A 14,179-nucleotide genomic window follows, 5' to 3' on the forward strand; every position below is an offset into this window, starting at 1 on the left:
CCGCATGAGCGACTCCCTTGATCTCAGCCTGGACGGTGTAGAACGCCGGTCACTGGCTGACTTCACCGAAAATGCCTACCTCAACTACTCCATGTACGTGATCATGGACCGTGCCTTGCCGCATATCGGCGATGGCCTGAAGCCGGTACAGCGTCGCATCATTTATGCGATGAGCGAGTTGGGGCTGGACGCCGATTCCAAGCACAAGAAATCGGCGCGTACCGTCGGTGACGTGCTCGGCAAGTTCCACCCGCACGGCGATTCGGCCTGCTACGAAGCCATGGTCCTGATGGCTCAACCGTTCAGCTACCGCTACACGCTGGTCGACGGTCAGGGTAACTGGGGTGCGCCGGATGATCCCAAGTCCTTCGCCGCCATGCGTTACACCGAAGCGCGGCTGTCGCGTTATTCCGAAGTGCTGCTCAGCGAACTGGGCCAGGGCACGGCGGACTGGGGCCCGAACTTCGACGGCACCCTCGACGAACCACTGGTGTTGCCGGCACGTTTGCCGAATATCCTGCTCAACGGCACCACCGGGATTGCCGTGGGCATGGCCACCGACGTACCGCCGCACAACCTGCGGGAAGTCGCGACAGCGTGCGTGCGTTTGCTCGATGAGCCGAAAGCCACGGTCGAACAGCTCTGCGAGCACATCCAGGGCCCGGATTATCCGACCGAAGCGGAAATCATCACCCCGCGCGCCGATCTGCTGAAAATGTATGAAACCGGCAAGGGCTCGGTGCGCATGCGCGCCGTTTACCACATCGAAGACGGCGACATCATCGTCACCGCGCTGCCGCATCAAGTGTCCGGTGCCAAGGTGCTGGAGCAGATTGCGGCCATGATGCAGGCCAAGCCGTCCAAGGCCCCGCAGATCGCGGACCTGCGCGACGAATCCGACCACGAAAACCCGTGCCGGATCGTAATCATTCCGGGCGCGCGCAAGAATTTTGACCACGACGCGCTGATGCAGCACCTGTTCGCCAGCACCGAGCTGGAGTCGAGCTACCGGGTCAACATCAACATCATCGGCCTGGACGGCAAGCCGCAGCTGAAAAACCTGCGTGCGCTGCTGGTGGAATGGCTGGAGTTCCGCGTTCAAACCGTGCGTCGTCGCCTGCAATTCCGCCTCGACAAGGTTGAACGTCGTCTGCACCTGTTGGACGGTTTGTTGATTGCCTACCTCAACCTGGATGAAGTGATCCACATCATCCGCACCGAGGAACACCCGAAAGCCGCCCTGATCGCGCGTTTCGCCCTCAGCGAAATCCAGGCCGAGTACATTCTCGATACCCGTTTGCGTCAGTTGGCGCGCCTGGAAGAAATGAAGCTGCGCTCCGAGCAGGATGAGCTGCTCAAGGAACAAGCCAAGCTGCAAGCCCTGTTGGGCAGCGAAGCCAAGCTGAAAAAACTGGTGCGCACCGAGCTGATCAAGGACGCCGAAACCTATGGCGACGACCGTCGCTCGCCGATCGTCGAGCGCACCGAAGCCAAGGCCCTGACAGAGCACGATCTGCTGCCGAACGAGAAAGTAACCGTCGTGCTGTCGGAAAAAGGTTGGGTTCGTTCCGCCAAGGGGCACGAAATCGACGCCACCGGGCTTTCCTACAAGGCTGGGGACGGTTTCAAGGCCCTGGCACCCGGGCGTTCCAATCAGTTTGCCGTGTTTATCGACTCTACCGGTCGTAGCTATTCGGTGGCCGCTCATACCTTGCCATCAGCCCGTGGTCAGGGCGAGCCGTTGACCGGTCGTCTGACGCCGCCACCCGGCGCGAGTTTCGAATGCGTGCTGATGCCGGATGATGACTCGCTGTACGTGATCGCCTCCGACGCCGGTTACGGTTTCGTGGTCAAGGGTGAGGACTTCCAGGCCAAGAACAAGGCGGGCAAGGCGTTGCTGAGCTTGCCGAACAACTCGAAGGTCATTCTGCCGCGCCCGGTGGCTGATCGTGAGAACAACTGGCTGGCCTCGGTGACCACCGAAGGTCGCCTGCTGATCTTCAAAATCAGCGATCTGCCACAATTAGGTAAGGGCAAAGGCAACAAGATCATCGGGATTTCCGGTGAGCGTGTGGCCAGTCGCGAAGAATATGTCACGGACATCGCTGTTCTGCCGGAAGGCGCCACCTTGGTGCTGCATGCCGGAAAACGTACCTTGTCACTGAAGGCGGACGACCTCGAACACTACAAAGGTGAGCGTGGGCGGCGTGGAAACAAACTTCCACGAGGCTTCCAGAGGGTAGATGCGCTGCTCGTCGAAAACCTCAATTAAGCGTCCTAGAGCGCTCGATCTGCGATTTAACGCGTAGATCGACGCTTTGCCGCTGGAGTCGGAACGCATATTCACGGATGATATGGCCTTTCCAAGCGCCGGCGTGGCCGAGCGTTCTTCATATTTATTGAGTATTTTCACTGTGGTTAGCCTTGTGGCAACCACCTGGATGGGACGATGACTGCTCTGCGCCTTCCTTTTATTTTGATGCTCGCCGGCGTTCTTGGCCTGGCGGGTTGCAGCACTCACCAACCGGTGTCGCTGTATCAGCTGGACAGCGGAAGTCCGGCTCAGCCTGCGCAAAGCGCGGGCATGGCGGTATTGCTCGGCCCGGTAACGGTCGCCGACTATCTGCAACGTGAAACATTGCTGCAGCGTCAGCCGGATGGCAGCTTGCAGGCTTCGACCGATGGTCGTTGGGCGGGAAGCCTGTCTTCCGACATCGATCAGCTGTTGCTGCGTCAGGTGGCAGGTCATCTGGACAGTCAACGCGTGGTGCTGGCGCCGGCAACGCTCGGCTTCACGCCGGACGTTCAGGTGCTGCTGACCATCACGCGCCTGGACTCGGGTGAGTCGCAACCGGCGATCCTTGATGCGCAATGGCGTTTGATCGACCGTCGTGGTCAGGTGCGCGATAACCGCATCATTCATCTGCAGGAACAACACGCCGGCGGCACTGCCGCGCAGGTTCAGGCTCAGGGTGTGTTGTTGCAGAAACTTGCCGAGCAGTTGTCGGTAGCGCTCAAGCCGCTGGCTAACCAGCCACCGATTGCGGAAGCGCCAAAGAAACCGGCTGCCAAGCCTGCGGCACCAGCGACGGAACAGGAAAAGCAGCCGAAGATCCCGATGGCTTCGCCGATCCGCACCGATATGGAAGTGTTCAGGTTCTAAGCCTGGATTGATCCAACACAAAGCCCGCAGAGATGCGGGCTTTGTTGTTTCTGCAGGTTCATCTCCATTGCCTGTCCCGGCCTCATCGCCAGCAGGCTGGCTCCCACAGGGGACATGTGGACGCCATAGATCCAATGTGGGAGCCAGCCTGCTGGCGATGGGGCCAGAACAGACAACAAAAAACCCGCAGACAATCACTCATCTGCGGGCTTCTTCACATCAGGGCCTAAGGTTTACGCCCGGCGCTCATGCATCCGCGCCAGTTGCCGCTCCAGCATCGACGGATAAGGCTCCATCAGCCGCTCTACACAGCATGCACCCTCAGGGCTGGCAATCGGACGGATCCGCGCACGCTGGCGAATCAGCGCGTCGTCACTGATCTTGCGCTCCACCAGCAGCAGATTGCGGCTGTGTTGCGACAGTGCCAGGGCGTCCTGGGCGGTTTCGGTCAGTAGCAGGTCAATCTGGCTCAAGCCAAACAACTCGTCGCCCAGGGTCAGGCCCAACTGCAATTGCAGGGTGATGCCGCTGTCCGCGACTTCGATCTGCAACTGATGGCCCAGCGCCCGCAGCAACTCACCGCAGCAAATGGCGTTGGTCAGGTAGTCGTCACCGCTGTCTTCGGTGTGGAACACCATCAACGTGCTGCCATCGTTCAGGCTATGCAGTTCGCCCTCATAGAGTGACGCGGCCTGGTCGAGGCAGTCGCGATAGCGTTTCAGCAATTCTTCCAGGCGCGCACGTGGCAGGCGGCGCAACTGATCCTGGGCGCCCAGTTGCACGGCCAGCACCGCGCTGTGTTGCGGCACGTTCGATACCTGCGGTTTGACCACTGGCTTCGATGCGCTCGCTACCGACTCGTCACGCAGGTCGGCAAACGCATCGTCGTCATCTTCATCTTCTACGGTGCTGACGATATGCCGTGGCGCAGGCTTGAGGCCAGCGACAGGCTTGGTTTCGTCGAAGCTCGGATCACGCAGATTGCGCACTTCGAAGGCCGGCTCGTCGTCGCCGTCTTCGTAATCGTTTTCGTCGTACTCGGGTTCCGGCTCAGGCTCTGGCTCGGCCGGCTCCGGCGCGAAGTTGGCGTGCAGCTGGCGAGCCAGGTCGCCGATCTCGTCCTGACGCCCGGTTGCCGGGGTGTATTCATCGATGTTGCGCAGCCACACGCGCAATTGCAGCAGCGGTGTGGAGATATGCCGACCCAGGCGCAGGCTCAAGGCCAACGACAAGGCCAACAGGATTGCACTCAAGATGCCCATGCTTTGCAGGCTGATGGTCATCGGCTGCTGGAACTGATCCATGTCCAGGCTGATGCGCAGTTGCCCGGCAGTCACGTCCTGGAAGGTGATCTTGCTCTGGTACATGCCCTCCGCTTCGCCCAGTAGGCTGTGCTTGGGGCGCTGGCCGGCTTCGGCGAGGATGCGGTTGTCCACGCTGTAGATGGCGGCGTGGGCCACCAGCTTGTTCTTGGTCAGGTTGTTGAGCAGCACGTTGAGGCTGAGGATGTCGTTGGACACCAGCAGCTCCGTGGCGGACGTGGCGGTCTGCGTGGTCAGGCTTTCGCCCAGGGCATCCGCCTGCTCGTGCATGGCCTGCTTGAACTGCAAACCCATCACACAGGCGTAGATCACCAGGGCCAGAGCGACCAGGATCACGTTATGGCTGGCAATGCGCAATGCAATCGGTACACGGCGGTGGCGCAGTGCACGGAAGATCAGCAGAAAGAAGTTATCGGTTTTTACTGGCGTGGGCCGGTTCACTTGAGCTCGGCTCTTTTGTCCGTGAAGTTGACGCGCAGTATAGCGACAGGCCCTAGACCGGCAAAGCGCTCACGGTGCCCGATGGTCACTGAAAGTGGGTAGAATGCGGTTTTTTTCCACCTGCGGGGGTGCGCCTTGCGCGAAATCGTCCTGATAAACATCACGGGAGTCGACCGTCCGGGTCTGACTGCGGCCATTACCGGCGTTCTGGCCCAGGGTGGTGTGAACATTCTCGACATCGGTCAGGCGGTGATCCACGACACCCTGTCGTTCGGCATCCTGGTTGAAATTCCTGACACCGAGCAAGGCAACTCGGTGCTCAAGGACATTCTGTTCACGGCTTACAAACTCGATCAGCAGGTGCGTTTCACGCCGGTGTCCGAAGATGATTACCAGCAGTGGGTCGGCAATCAGGGCAAAAAGCGCCACATCGTGACGCTATTGACCCGCAAAGTGACCGCCGGGCAATTGCAGGCCGTGAGCTCGATCACCGCCAAATATGGCCTGAACATCGACCACATCGATCGTCTGTCCGGGCGCATGCCGCTGGACACGCCGGCTGACAAAGGCAAGGGCTGCATCGAGTTTTCCGTGCGTGGCGAAGCGGCTGATCCGCAAGCGCTGCGGGCCGAGTTCCTCAGCGTCGCCCAGGAATTGAATGTCGATATCGCCTTCCAGGAAGATTCGCTGTTCCGCCGCAACCGTCGTCTGGCGGTGTTCGACATGGACTCCACACTGATCGAAGCCGAAGTCATCGACGAATTGGCCAAGGCCGCTGGCGTCGGCGACCAGGTGTCGGAAATCACCGAGCGGGCGATGGCCGGGGAGCTCGACTTCCGCGCCAGCTTCAAAGAGCGTCTGGCTTTGCTCAAAGGTCTGGACGTCAGCGTGCTGGATTCGATCGGCGCCTCCCTGCGCCTGACCGAAGGTGCCGAAACCCTGTTTGCCGAACTCAAGCGCCTGGGCTACAAGACTGCGATCTTGTCGGGTGGCTTCACTTACTTCGCCAAGCAATTGCAGGCCAAGCTGGGCATCGACTACGTGTTCGCCAACGAGCTGGAAGTGGTTGATGGCAAGGTCACCGGCGTGGCGGTCGAGCCGATCGTCGATGCCCAGCGCAAGGCGGATCTGCTGAAGGAGCTGGCGCACAAGGAAGGTTTGCGTCTGGAGCAGACCATCGCGGTCGGCGACGGTGCCAACGATTTGCCGATGCTGGCGATTGCCGGGCTGGGTGTGGCGTTTCGCGCCAAACCGCTGGTCAAGCAGTCGGCGAAGCAGGCGATTTCCACCCTTGGGCTGGATGGCGTGCTGTACTTGCTGGGCTTTCGGGACCGTGACGGGCAGCTCTGAGTTTTCCATAACTCAGAAAGTGCCTTTGTGGCGAGGGAGCTTGCTCCCGCTGGGCTGCGAAGCGGCCCCAAAAAATGGACTGCTAGGCAGTCCAGGCGGGAGCAAGCTCCCTCACCACAGTTATCGGGTTCACCCTCAAAGCGTTTTCCACAGCGAATCAAATTCTTCCTCAATACCGACCACGCCGCTCCCCGCGGCGTTGTCGTTTCTGGTGGCCTCCAGCGAACGATAGGCAAACTGATTGAAGCTGTTGGTGCTCGCCACCCGACGGTCCAGTCCGGCCCGGCGTTCCTCGCCATTGGTGTTGATCACCACCTTGTTGCCTTCCTGAAAGGGCAGGCGCGGGGCGAGCAAGGTGGCCGGCAGGTCTATCGCGCTGATCGCGGGCAGTAGCAAGCCTCGCAGATATTGGCTGTGGTCGTCACGGGTGCGCACCAGTTGCAGGCCGCAAGGCTCGGCGTAGGGCGCGACTTGCTCGATACCCATTTGCGTGCCGCCGCCGCGAACCTGGCGGATCCAGCGCACCACCGCGATGCTCCAGCCCGACCCCGCCGTATCCTCGATGCCCACCATCTCGCCTGCCTGTAACTCGGCCGGCACGTCACCGGGCCAGGCCAGGCAATAACCGCCCGGGCTGTGATTGATCACCGGCAAGGCGTAGGTCGGAAAGTGACGGTTGCGGTCGGAGTCTTTTTGATTGTCGTCGTTCTGAAGTTGCGGGTATTCGATTTCTTCGTAGGGCAGCAACGTGTCGGCGGTGCCTTGCGGCGCTGCGTCGAAGGCGTGGTGCCATTGGTCTTTTTCCCGAAGGGTGGGCGAGGTCGCCGCGAACTGTGCGCGCCCGGCACCGGGATGTTTCAGGATCTCGCTGAACGGACGCTGCCCGCCCAGATAGAAGTGCAGCGCGCTCATGCCCACGCACAAGGTCAAGGTCCCTTGACTGGGCGTGCGCTGGAAACTGCGTTCGACCGCCTGGCCCCAGGCGGCATTCAGGTGTTGCAGCGTATCCAGGCTCAATCCTGCCGGCACGGGCAGTGGCACCGCACTGTCGGTTTTTTGCAAATGGGCATCAATGGCTGTGACCAGCGGCAGCGTATCGAGCCCCAGCAAGCATTCCTGTTGCTCGGGCCGGAATTTCGAACGGTAACGCGGCCCGATGTCGAGCTCCGGTGCGACGCCAAACAGTCCGCCGCTCGCGGATTCTGGTTGCAGCTTGATCAATTTGCTCCACGGCTCCAGCACTTCGGCGAGCCGCGCGATCTGGTTCTGGCGCAGTTGATTGCATCGTGCGGCGCCCAGCAGCAGTGCGACCACGTACGTCTGTTCGATGCTCAGGGTTTGCGTCTGGCTGGCCAGCTCATCGCGCAGGCTCAGGTGCTGGAGCCGATGAGAACAGGCGATCCGATACAGCAGATGCAGTTCCAGCCACACACCTTCCGGCACCGGGCAATAGAGCTCGGTGGCGCGGATCAGAGGACCGTTGAGGCAATGGATCGCCCGTTGCAATGCTTGGGCCAGCAGCGGCGCGCGGTCCTTGCTGAGGCGCGGCGAGAGGCGCACGACGATCTGTTTATAGCCAATCGCCAAATGACTTTGCAGCGCCTGGCAGAGGTTGGCGATCTTGCGCGAACGCTCGTCGAGGACAATCGACTGGTACAGGAAGTGCCGCTCCAGGTGTTTGCAAACGTAATACACCTCGGGCCTGAGTAACTCGAGTAATTGCAGACGATTGTCGCTGGGTGTCAGCAGTTGATTCAGTTCGCTCAAGCCTTGATAGAGCTGGCGAGCGGTTTCGCCGATGTTGGCCTTGGGGAGGTCGGCGATCCAGCGCTTGAGGTCGCGCGGGGTGGCTTCGCAGAACGACAGGCGCAACTGTGCAGGGATCGGCGCGCGTAGCAAAAGGTGAGGACTGGTCTCATTCATGCCGTGAACAAACTCCAACCGGGAAAATGGGCAGTGAATGACCTGACTGTAGCAGTTCTGGTCGGCGACCGTTTGTCTGTCAGCCGAGTGAGGTTCGAGTGTGCTACTAATCTGACAGACGTGCGACTGGATACGCACGGTCGTACGGCCTGCTGCCTGTGCCGGGCAGGTCTCTCGTAACTTCAAGGAGATGAAGTTTATGTCTAGATACGTAGTGGCAAATCAATGGGGCGGTAGTTCTGCACCCTGGCATCCGGGCGGAGACTGGACGTTAGGCGCGCGGGACAACCAGAAGGTTGTCGCGATCGAGATCAAGTCGAGCGATGGCGGCAAGAGCTTCACCGGCACCATGACGTACGCGGGTGAAGGTCCCATTGGCTTCAAGGCTCAGCGCACGGGCCAGAACCAGTACAACGTTGAAAACCAGTGGGGCGGTAACGACGCTCCATGGCATCCGGGTGGCAAGTGGGTCATCGGGGGCCGGGACAATCAGAACGTTGTCGCGTTGAGCGTGACCTCCAGTGATGGAGGGAAAAACCTCAGTGGCACCAATACCTACGCCAACGAAGGACCGATCGGTTTTCGTGGACAGATAGAGTAGGGGCACCACCGAAATGTCCGACCCCACGAAGACGTTCGTGGGGTTCGGATCAGGGGATCAGGCTTTTGGCAGGCCCATGCCCTGGCCCATCTGCACCGGCGAACCGGCCGCCAGTTCTTCAGCCCACTGCACTTGATCAGGGCCGAACAGCACTACAGCCGTCGAACCCAGCTTGAAACGACCCAGTTCCGCACCTTTTTCCAGGTGGATCGGCGCACGAGCCGCTTCGTCGTAGCGGAAGGTTTTCAGCTCGCGCTTCGGTGGCGTCACCAGGCCCGCCCAGACGGTTTCGATCGATGCGACGATCATCGCGCCCACCAGCACCACGGCCATCGGCCCGCGCTCGGTGTCGAAAATGCACGCCACACGCTCGTTGCGGGCAAACAATTCCGGAACGTTTTCAGCGGTGGTCTGATTGACCGAGAAAATCCGGCCTGGAATGTAGACCATCTCGCGCAATGTGCCGGCCAGCGGCATGTGCACGCGGTGGTAGTCCTTCGGTGACAGGTAAATGGTCGCGAAATCACCGCCCATGAACGGCGCTGCGTTGGCAGCGTCACCGCCCAGCAACTCCAGCACGCTGAAGCTGTGGCCCTTGGCCTGGAACACGCGACCGTGTTCGATCGGACCGAGCTGGCTGACCGCGCCGTCGGCCGGGCTGAGGATCGCGCCCGGGGTTTCGTCCAGCGGACGAGCGCCGTCTTTCAACGCGCGGGTGAAGAACGCGTTGAAGTGCTCGTAGGCGGTCAGGTCTTCAACCAGGGCCTTGGACATGTCCACCTGATAGCGCTTGGCGAACCACGCGGTGAACGCATTCTTGAACCAGCGCACGCGGCATTCGGCGATGCAGCCGGCCAGTCGCGAGAGCAAGTGGTGGGGCAGCAGGTATTGGCTGAGGATAAACAAACGCTTATTCATTAACTGTCCTTAAAAACCTTAAATCTCTACAGGCGTATCGGGATGGTTGCCCCATTCGCCCCAGGAGCCGGCGTAGCCTTTGACCCGCGGATAACCGAGGGACTTGGCCACCAGATAGGTGAAACCAGAACGGTGGTGAGTCTGGCAGTGGGTAATCACTTCTTTGTCTTTGCTGATCCCGAGTTGTTCGAGGATCTGCGGCATGTCGGTACGGATGCGCAGGTTCCGCGCCCGGTCCATGCCCGCGGTCCATTCGAAATTGACCGCGCCGGGAATGTGTCCGGCCTTGGCCGCCAGGACTTTCTCGCCGGAGTACTCCAGCGGCCCGCGCGCGTCCCAGATCGCCAGGTCGGGGGCACCGAGACGGCTTTGCAGGTACTCGCGGGTGGCGGTGGGTTCATCGTGCAGGGTCAGGGCAACCGGGCCGCCGACCGCGGGAGGGATCTGGATCGACATGGGCAAGCCTTCTGCCAGCCACGCCGTAAGGCCGCCATCGACATAGTGGTACTTGCTGTGGCCGATGACGTCCAGCAGCCAGATAAAACGCCCGGCCCAACCGCCGCCTTCGTCGTCATACACGACGTAGACCGCGTCGGGGTTGTGGCCCAGCTCACCGAACAACGCTTCGAGTGCCGCGTGCGGCGGCATCAAGCCTGGCGCCGGCGGCTGTCCGAGTTGCGTGCGTTTCGGATCGACAAAACGCGCGCCGGGAATATGCCCTTCGGCATAGCGGGCGCTGCTGGTCAGGTCCACCAGAATCAGTTCGCGGGCGTCGAGACGGGCGAGCAAGTCGCTCGGCTCGATCACCAGCGGCAAGCCAGAGAAGTCAGACATGTGAGGTCTCCAGGGCATAAAGGGGAGGATTGTAGCGGGTCATTGGCCGCGATGGCTAAAGCTGTGCAGGGCTTTCTCGATGCACTGCGCGGTTTTGCCAAAGGCCTGCACGGTGATTTCCGAGAACGGCCCGCCCCCCTGATCCGCCACGACGATCATGATCACGCGGCCGTTGTTGACCAGCGAGCGCAACAGCAGGTGTTCGCCACCGAACTGCGAACGCAGGCCGGCCGGCAGCAGGGCCGAAAATTGCGCGTTGTTGGCCGGAGACAGGCGCACCTGCGCCTGTTGCGAAAGCAGGCGTTGCAGTACGGTGCTTTGGCTGACCACGAAATTCAGGCCCGCGGCTTCTTTCGGCAACCCGGCGATCTGGTGCACGCGCAGATTGGCGTGCGTGCGGTCGGCCATCAGGATCATCACCCGACGCATGCCGCACGCGACCAGCGCGTCACGGGCCGAGTTGGTCAAGTGCATGGCATTGGTGAAACGACTCGGCTCTACCAGCAGTTCGGCGCATTGTGCGCGCCACTTGGACAGGTCTTCGGCGGTCGGTGCCGGGGCTGGCAGCAGTCCGGCGTGAACGCGGTTCATGCCCCACGGCCAGAGCAGCGCAACGGCTGGGTGCCAGAGGTCGGGCATGGCGTGTTGACGCGCACTGTTGGCGGCCTGCTGGTGCAATTGTTGCTGCACTTCGTCCATCGGCATTTGCAGGTAAAGGCTGGTCAGGTACTGCCAGCGTTCGCTGTGCGGACTGTCCCAGGCCTGTTGCGCCGACAGCGCCAGACCGTTGGCCAGCAACACGGTGTTGGCCGGTTGATTGAGCCAGCGGCGAAGGGTCGGATCGTCATCAAGACGGTTCTGCTGGCGCAATGGATGATCGCTGTCGCGGGCGATGCGCAGGACTTTCACCAGTTCCCGCTGCTCGTTGAGCAACAACTTGTAACCCTGCTGCACCCAGATCGGCAGGTGCCAGATATCCACCAGCGCCTGAGCGATTTCCAGCAGGCGAACGCCGAACAATTGTTTCTCGACGTTGCGGGCCGGCTCGCCTTTATGGATGACCCGCAGTTCCCATTCTTCAAGCAGCTGCGGATGGGTCAACGCCATGGGCCACAGCGGCGAAAGAAACAGCAGGCTGCCCCAGTGGATGTCCTGCCACAGCCGCGCCAGGCGAGCGGCGAAAAAACCGTTGGCCTGTTGCGTCGCGTGCTGACTGATCATCTGCAACTGACGCAGGGCCACGGGGATTTGCGACTCAGGTTCCGCGGGCAGCCGGGCGAGCAGTTCTTCGGTGCGCTTCAAACCGAGGCGATTGATCGCCACCTCGAGGTTTTCCGCCGGCTCGGTCATGCTGCCGTGGGTGTGCCGGTTGGCTTCGCGGATCACGCTCAAGGCCAGGGCGGGGCTGTCCTGCATCAACTCGGCGATATCGCGCAGGGAACTGCGATCGTCGCGGATGGCTTTGCAGACACGGTCGTGACTGACCTGCGGAACCGGCAGGCGCACACCGTCAAGAAGCTTGACCCAGCCTTCGAGTGTGGTGGGTTTTGGAGTTGGGACGTTCGTTTCGTTAGCCATGTCTGGACGCGACCATCGTCTGCATTACCTATGCCTGGAGCGGGCCAAATTGGCTTTTCGCCTGAACTGGCTATAGTCTGGCGCAGTTTTGCCGATAAGTAGAAGAAGAGATTTTTTAACTTCCGAATATGACCTTGAACCCGACTCAGTAAGTGCTCTCCTACCTATGGCTAAAATAATCGGCATCATCGTCGTATTCGCGAGCGTGCTCGGCGGATACGTGCTCTCCCACGGCAAGATTGCAGCCCTGATTCAACCCTTCGAGGTGTTGATCATCGGTGGTGCGGCCCTTGGCGCATTCCTCCAGGCCAACCCCGGTTACATGACCCTGCACGTGCTCAAGAAGTCCTTGAGCATGTTCGGGTCGCGGTTCAATCACGGCTACTACCTTGAAGTGTTGGGCCTGATCTACGAGATCCTCAACAAGAGCCGCCGCGAAGGCATGATGGCCATCGAAGGCGACATCGAAGATGCCGCTGCGAGTCCCATCTTCGCCAAGTACCCGTCGGTGCTCAAGGACGAGCGCATGACCGCGTTCATCTGCGATTACCTGCGCATCATGTCCTCCGGCAACATGGCTCCCCATGAGCTGGAAGGCCTGTTCGACATGGAGCTCTACAATCTCAAGGAAGACCTGGAGCACCCCTCCCACGCGGTGAACGGCATCGCCGACGCCATGCCCGGTTTCGGTATCGTTGCGGCGGTATTGGGTATCGTGGTGACCATGGCGTCCCTGGGCGAAGGCGACCAGAAATCCATCGGTCTGCACGTCGGTGCGGCACTGGTCGGTACGTTCTTCGGTATTTTGGCCGCCTACGGTTTCTTCGGTCCGCTGGCCCATTCCCTGGCCCACGATGCCAAGGAAGAACTGAACGTCTACGAAGCCATCAAGGCTTCGCTGGTGGCTTCGGCTTCCGGCATGCCGCCATCGCTGGCGGTAGAGTTCGGGCGCAAGGTTCTGTACCCGGCGCACCGTCCTAGCTTCGCTGAGCTGGAACAAGCGGTTCGCGGTCGCTAAGCCATGGAAAACAATCAGCCGATAATCATCAAGCGCGTCAAGCGCATCGCCGGCGGGCATCACGGGGGCGCCTGGAAAATCGCCTTCGCCGACTTCGCGACGGCGATGATGGCGTTCTTCCTGGTGCTGTGGCTGCTGTCTACCGCAACACCGGAACAGAAGATCGCCATCGCCGGTTACTTCAAGGACCCGGTCGGCTTTTCCGAAAGCGGCACGCCTTACATCATCGACCTGGGCGGCACGCCGACCCTGGCGCCGGAAAACACCCTCAACCCCGAGGTGAAATCCCAGCCGCAGCCGGACAAGGTGACTGTCGACGCCGAACAGGTCGAAGGCATGGCCGAGATGGTGGAGAAGGAACGCCTCGAACTGTTGCTGCAAGAATTGCAGAACAAGGTCGAAGAGAACCCGCAACTGAAGAAATTCAAGGACCAGATTCTGTTCGAAATCACCCCGGACGGCTTGCGCATCCAGATCGTGGACGCTGAAAACCGCCCGATGTTCGACTCGGGTTCAGCGCGTCTCAAGCCTTACTTCGAAGACATCCTGCTGGCCATGGCCGACACCATCAAAGCGGTGCCGAACAAGATCAGCATCAGCGGCCACACCGATGCCAAGCCGTACTCGGGCACTGGTGACTTCGGTAACTGGGAGCTTTCGGCCAACCGGGCCAACGCCGCACGCCGTGCGCTGGTGGCCGGCAGTTATCCGGAACAGCAGATCGCACGAGTGGTCGGTTATGCCTCGTCGGCCTTGTTCGATCGCGAGAACCCGCTCAACCCGGTCAACCGCCGAATCGACATTGTCGTGCTGACCAAGAAAGCCCAGCGTGCCATCGAAGGTTCGCAAGGCGCGGAACCGACGCCAGAGCCGACCCAGGGGCAGGGTGGCCCGGGTGAGGTGCCTGCCACGCCAGCTGATCCGAACGCGTTGCCGGCGGATAAAGAGCCGTTGCCGGCGCATGAGCTTCGTGAGCGGTTGAATCTGTTTGATGATCCCAAGCCAACAGACCCGCCGAAACAGTGACGCAC

The 14,179-nt window shown here is 60.9% G+C and carries 11 protein-coding genes; 6 read left to right on the forward strand and 5 right to left on the reverse strand.

Going from position 1 to position 14,179, the window contains the following annotated elements:
* The first annotated feature begins 4 nt into the window (after positions 1 to 4).
* A complete protein-coding gene (parC, locus tag ACM6I5_RS26900) occupies positions 5 to 2,272 on the forward strand; it encodes a DNA topoisomerase IV subunit A (RefSeq protein ID WP_414885021.1) in 2,268 nt (755 codons plus the stop codon).
* 177 nt (positions 2,273 to 2,449) lie between these two features.
* The gene (locus ACM6I5_RS26905) at positions 2,450 to 3,163 is read left to right on the forward strand and encodes a membrane integrity-associated transporter subunit PqiC (RefSeq protein ID WP_017336236.1); all 714 of its coding nucleotides are present in this window, start codon (positions 2,450 to 2,452) and stop codon (positions 3,161 to 3,163) included.
* Between the two features lie 233 nt (positions 3,164 to 3,396).
* On the opposite strand, the gene ACM6I5_RS26910 is transcribed toward ACM6I5_RS26905, so the two are convergent.
* Complete coding sequence (locus ACM6I5_RS26910) at positions 3,397 to 4,926, reverse strand: AhpA/YtjB family protein (protein WP_017336237.1); 1,530 nt, start codon at positions 4,924 to 4,926, stop codon at positions 3,397 to 3,399.
* Between the two features lie 135 nt (positions 4,927 to 5,061).
* On the opposite strand from ACM6I5_RS26910, the gene serB reads away from it, so the two are divergent.
* Positions 5,062 to 6,276 carry a phosphoserine phosphatase SerB gene (gene serB / locus ACM6I5_RS26915; RefSeq protein ID WP_017336238.1) on the forward strand — a complete coding sequence of 405 codons (1,215 nt, stop codon included), beginning with the start codon at positions 5,062 to 5,064 and terminating at the stop codon, positions 6,274 to 6,276.
* A 135-nt stretch (positions 6,277 to 6,411) separates the two neighbouring features.
* On the opposite strand, the gene ACM6I5_RS26920 is transcribed toward serB, so the two are convergent.
* Positions 6,412 to 8,199: a molecular chaperone gene (locus ACM6I5_RS26920; protein ID WP_414885022.1), complete on the reverse strand. Its 1,788-nt coding sequence runs from the start codon at positions 8,197 to 8,199 to the stop codon at positions 6,412 to 6,414.
* A gap of 199 nt (positions 8,200 to 8,398) precedes the next feature.
* Here ACM6I5_RS26920 and ACM6I5_RS26925 point away from each other — a divergent pair, with 199 nt between their 5' ends.
* Positions 8,399 to 8,800 carry a hypothetical protein gene (locus tag ACM6I5_RS26925; RefSeq protein ID WP_031318316.1) on the forward strand — a complete coding sequence of 134 codons (402 nt, stop codon included), beginning with the start codon at positions 8,399 to 8,401 and terminating at the stop codon, positions 8,798 to 8,800.
* Between the two features lie 57 nt (positions 8,801 to 8,857).
* Here the strand turns inward: ACM6I5_RS26925 and asd are convergent, their stop codons facing one another.
* Genes asd through ACM6I5_RS26940 form a run of 3 tightly spaced genes read right to left on the reverse strand, consistent with a single transcriptional unit; the run spans position 8,858 to position 12,130 of the window.
* Entirely contained in the window at positions 8,858 to 9,718 is an 861-nt protein-coding gene (gene asd, locus ACM6I5_RS26930; RefSeq protein WP_414885023.1) for an archaetidylserine decarboxylase, read from the reverse strand.
* 18 nt (positions 9,719 to 9,736) lie between these two features.
* Positions 9,737 to 10,552, reverse strand: a complete 816-nt coding sequence (locus ACM6I5_RS26935; protein ID WP_017336241.1) for a rhodanese-like domain-containing protein — start codon at positions 10,550 to 10,552, stop codon at positions 9,737 to 9,739.
* Positions 10,553 to 10,591: 39 nt separating this feature from the next.
* Positions 10,592 to 12,130, reverse strand: a complete 1,539-nt coding sequence (locus ACM6I5_RS26940) for an HDOD domain-containing protein (protein ID WP_414885024.1) — start codon at positions 12,128 to 12,130, stop codon at positions 10,592 to 10,594.
* 166 nt (positions 12,131 to 12,296) lie between these two features.
* Here ACM6I5_RS26940 and motA point away from each other — a divergent pair, with 166 nt between their 5' ends.
* Together motA and motB are read left to right on the forward strand one after the other, a co-directional pair.
* Positions 12,297 to 13,148 (forward strand): flagellar motor stator protein MotA, encoded by an 852-nt coding sequence (motA, locus tag ACM6I5_RS26945; protein WP_017336243.1) that lies wholly within the window; start codon positions 12,297 to 12,299, stop codon positions 13,146 to 13,148.
* Positions 13,149 to 13,151: 3 nt separating this feature from the next.
* A complete protein-coding gene (gene motB, locus ACM6I5_RS26950) occupies positions 13,152 to 14,174 on the forward strand; it encodes a flagellar motor protein MotB (RefSeq protein ID WP_017336244.1) in 1,023 nt (340 codons plus the stop codon).
* The last annotated feature ends 5 nt before the right edge of the window (positions 14,175 to 14,179 follow it).

The sequence above is a fragment of the Pseudomonas sp. IT-P171 genome (assembly GCF_949767765.1).
Lineage (GTDB): Bacteria > Pseudomonadota > Gammaproteobacteria > Pseudomonadales > Pseudomonadaceae > Aquipseudomonas > Aquipseudomonas fluorescens_B.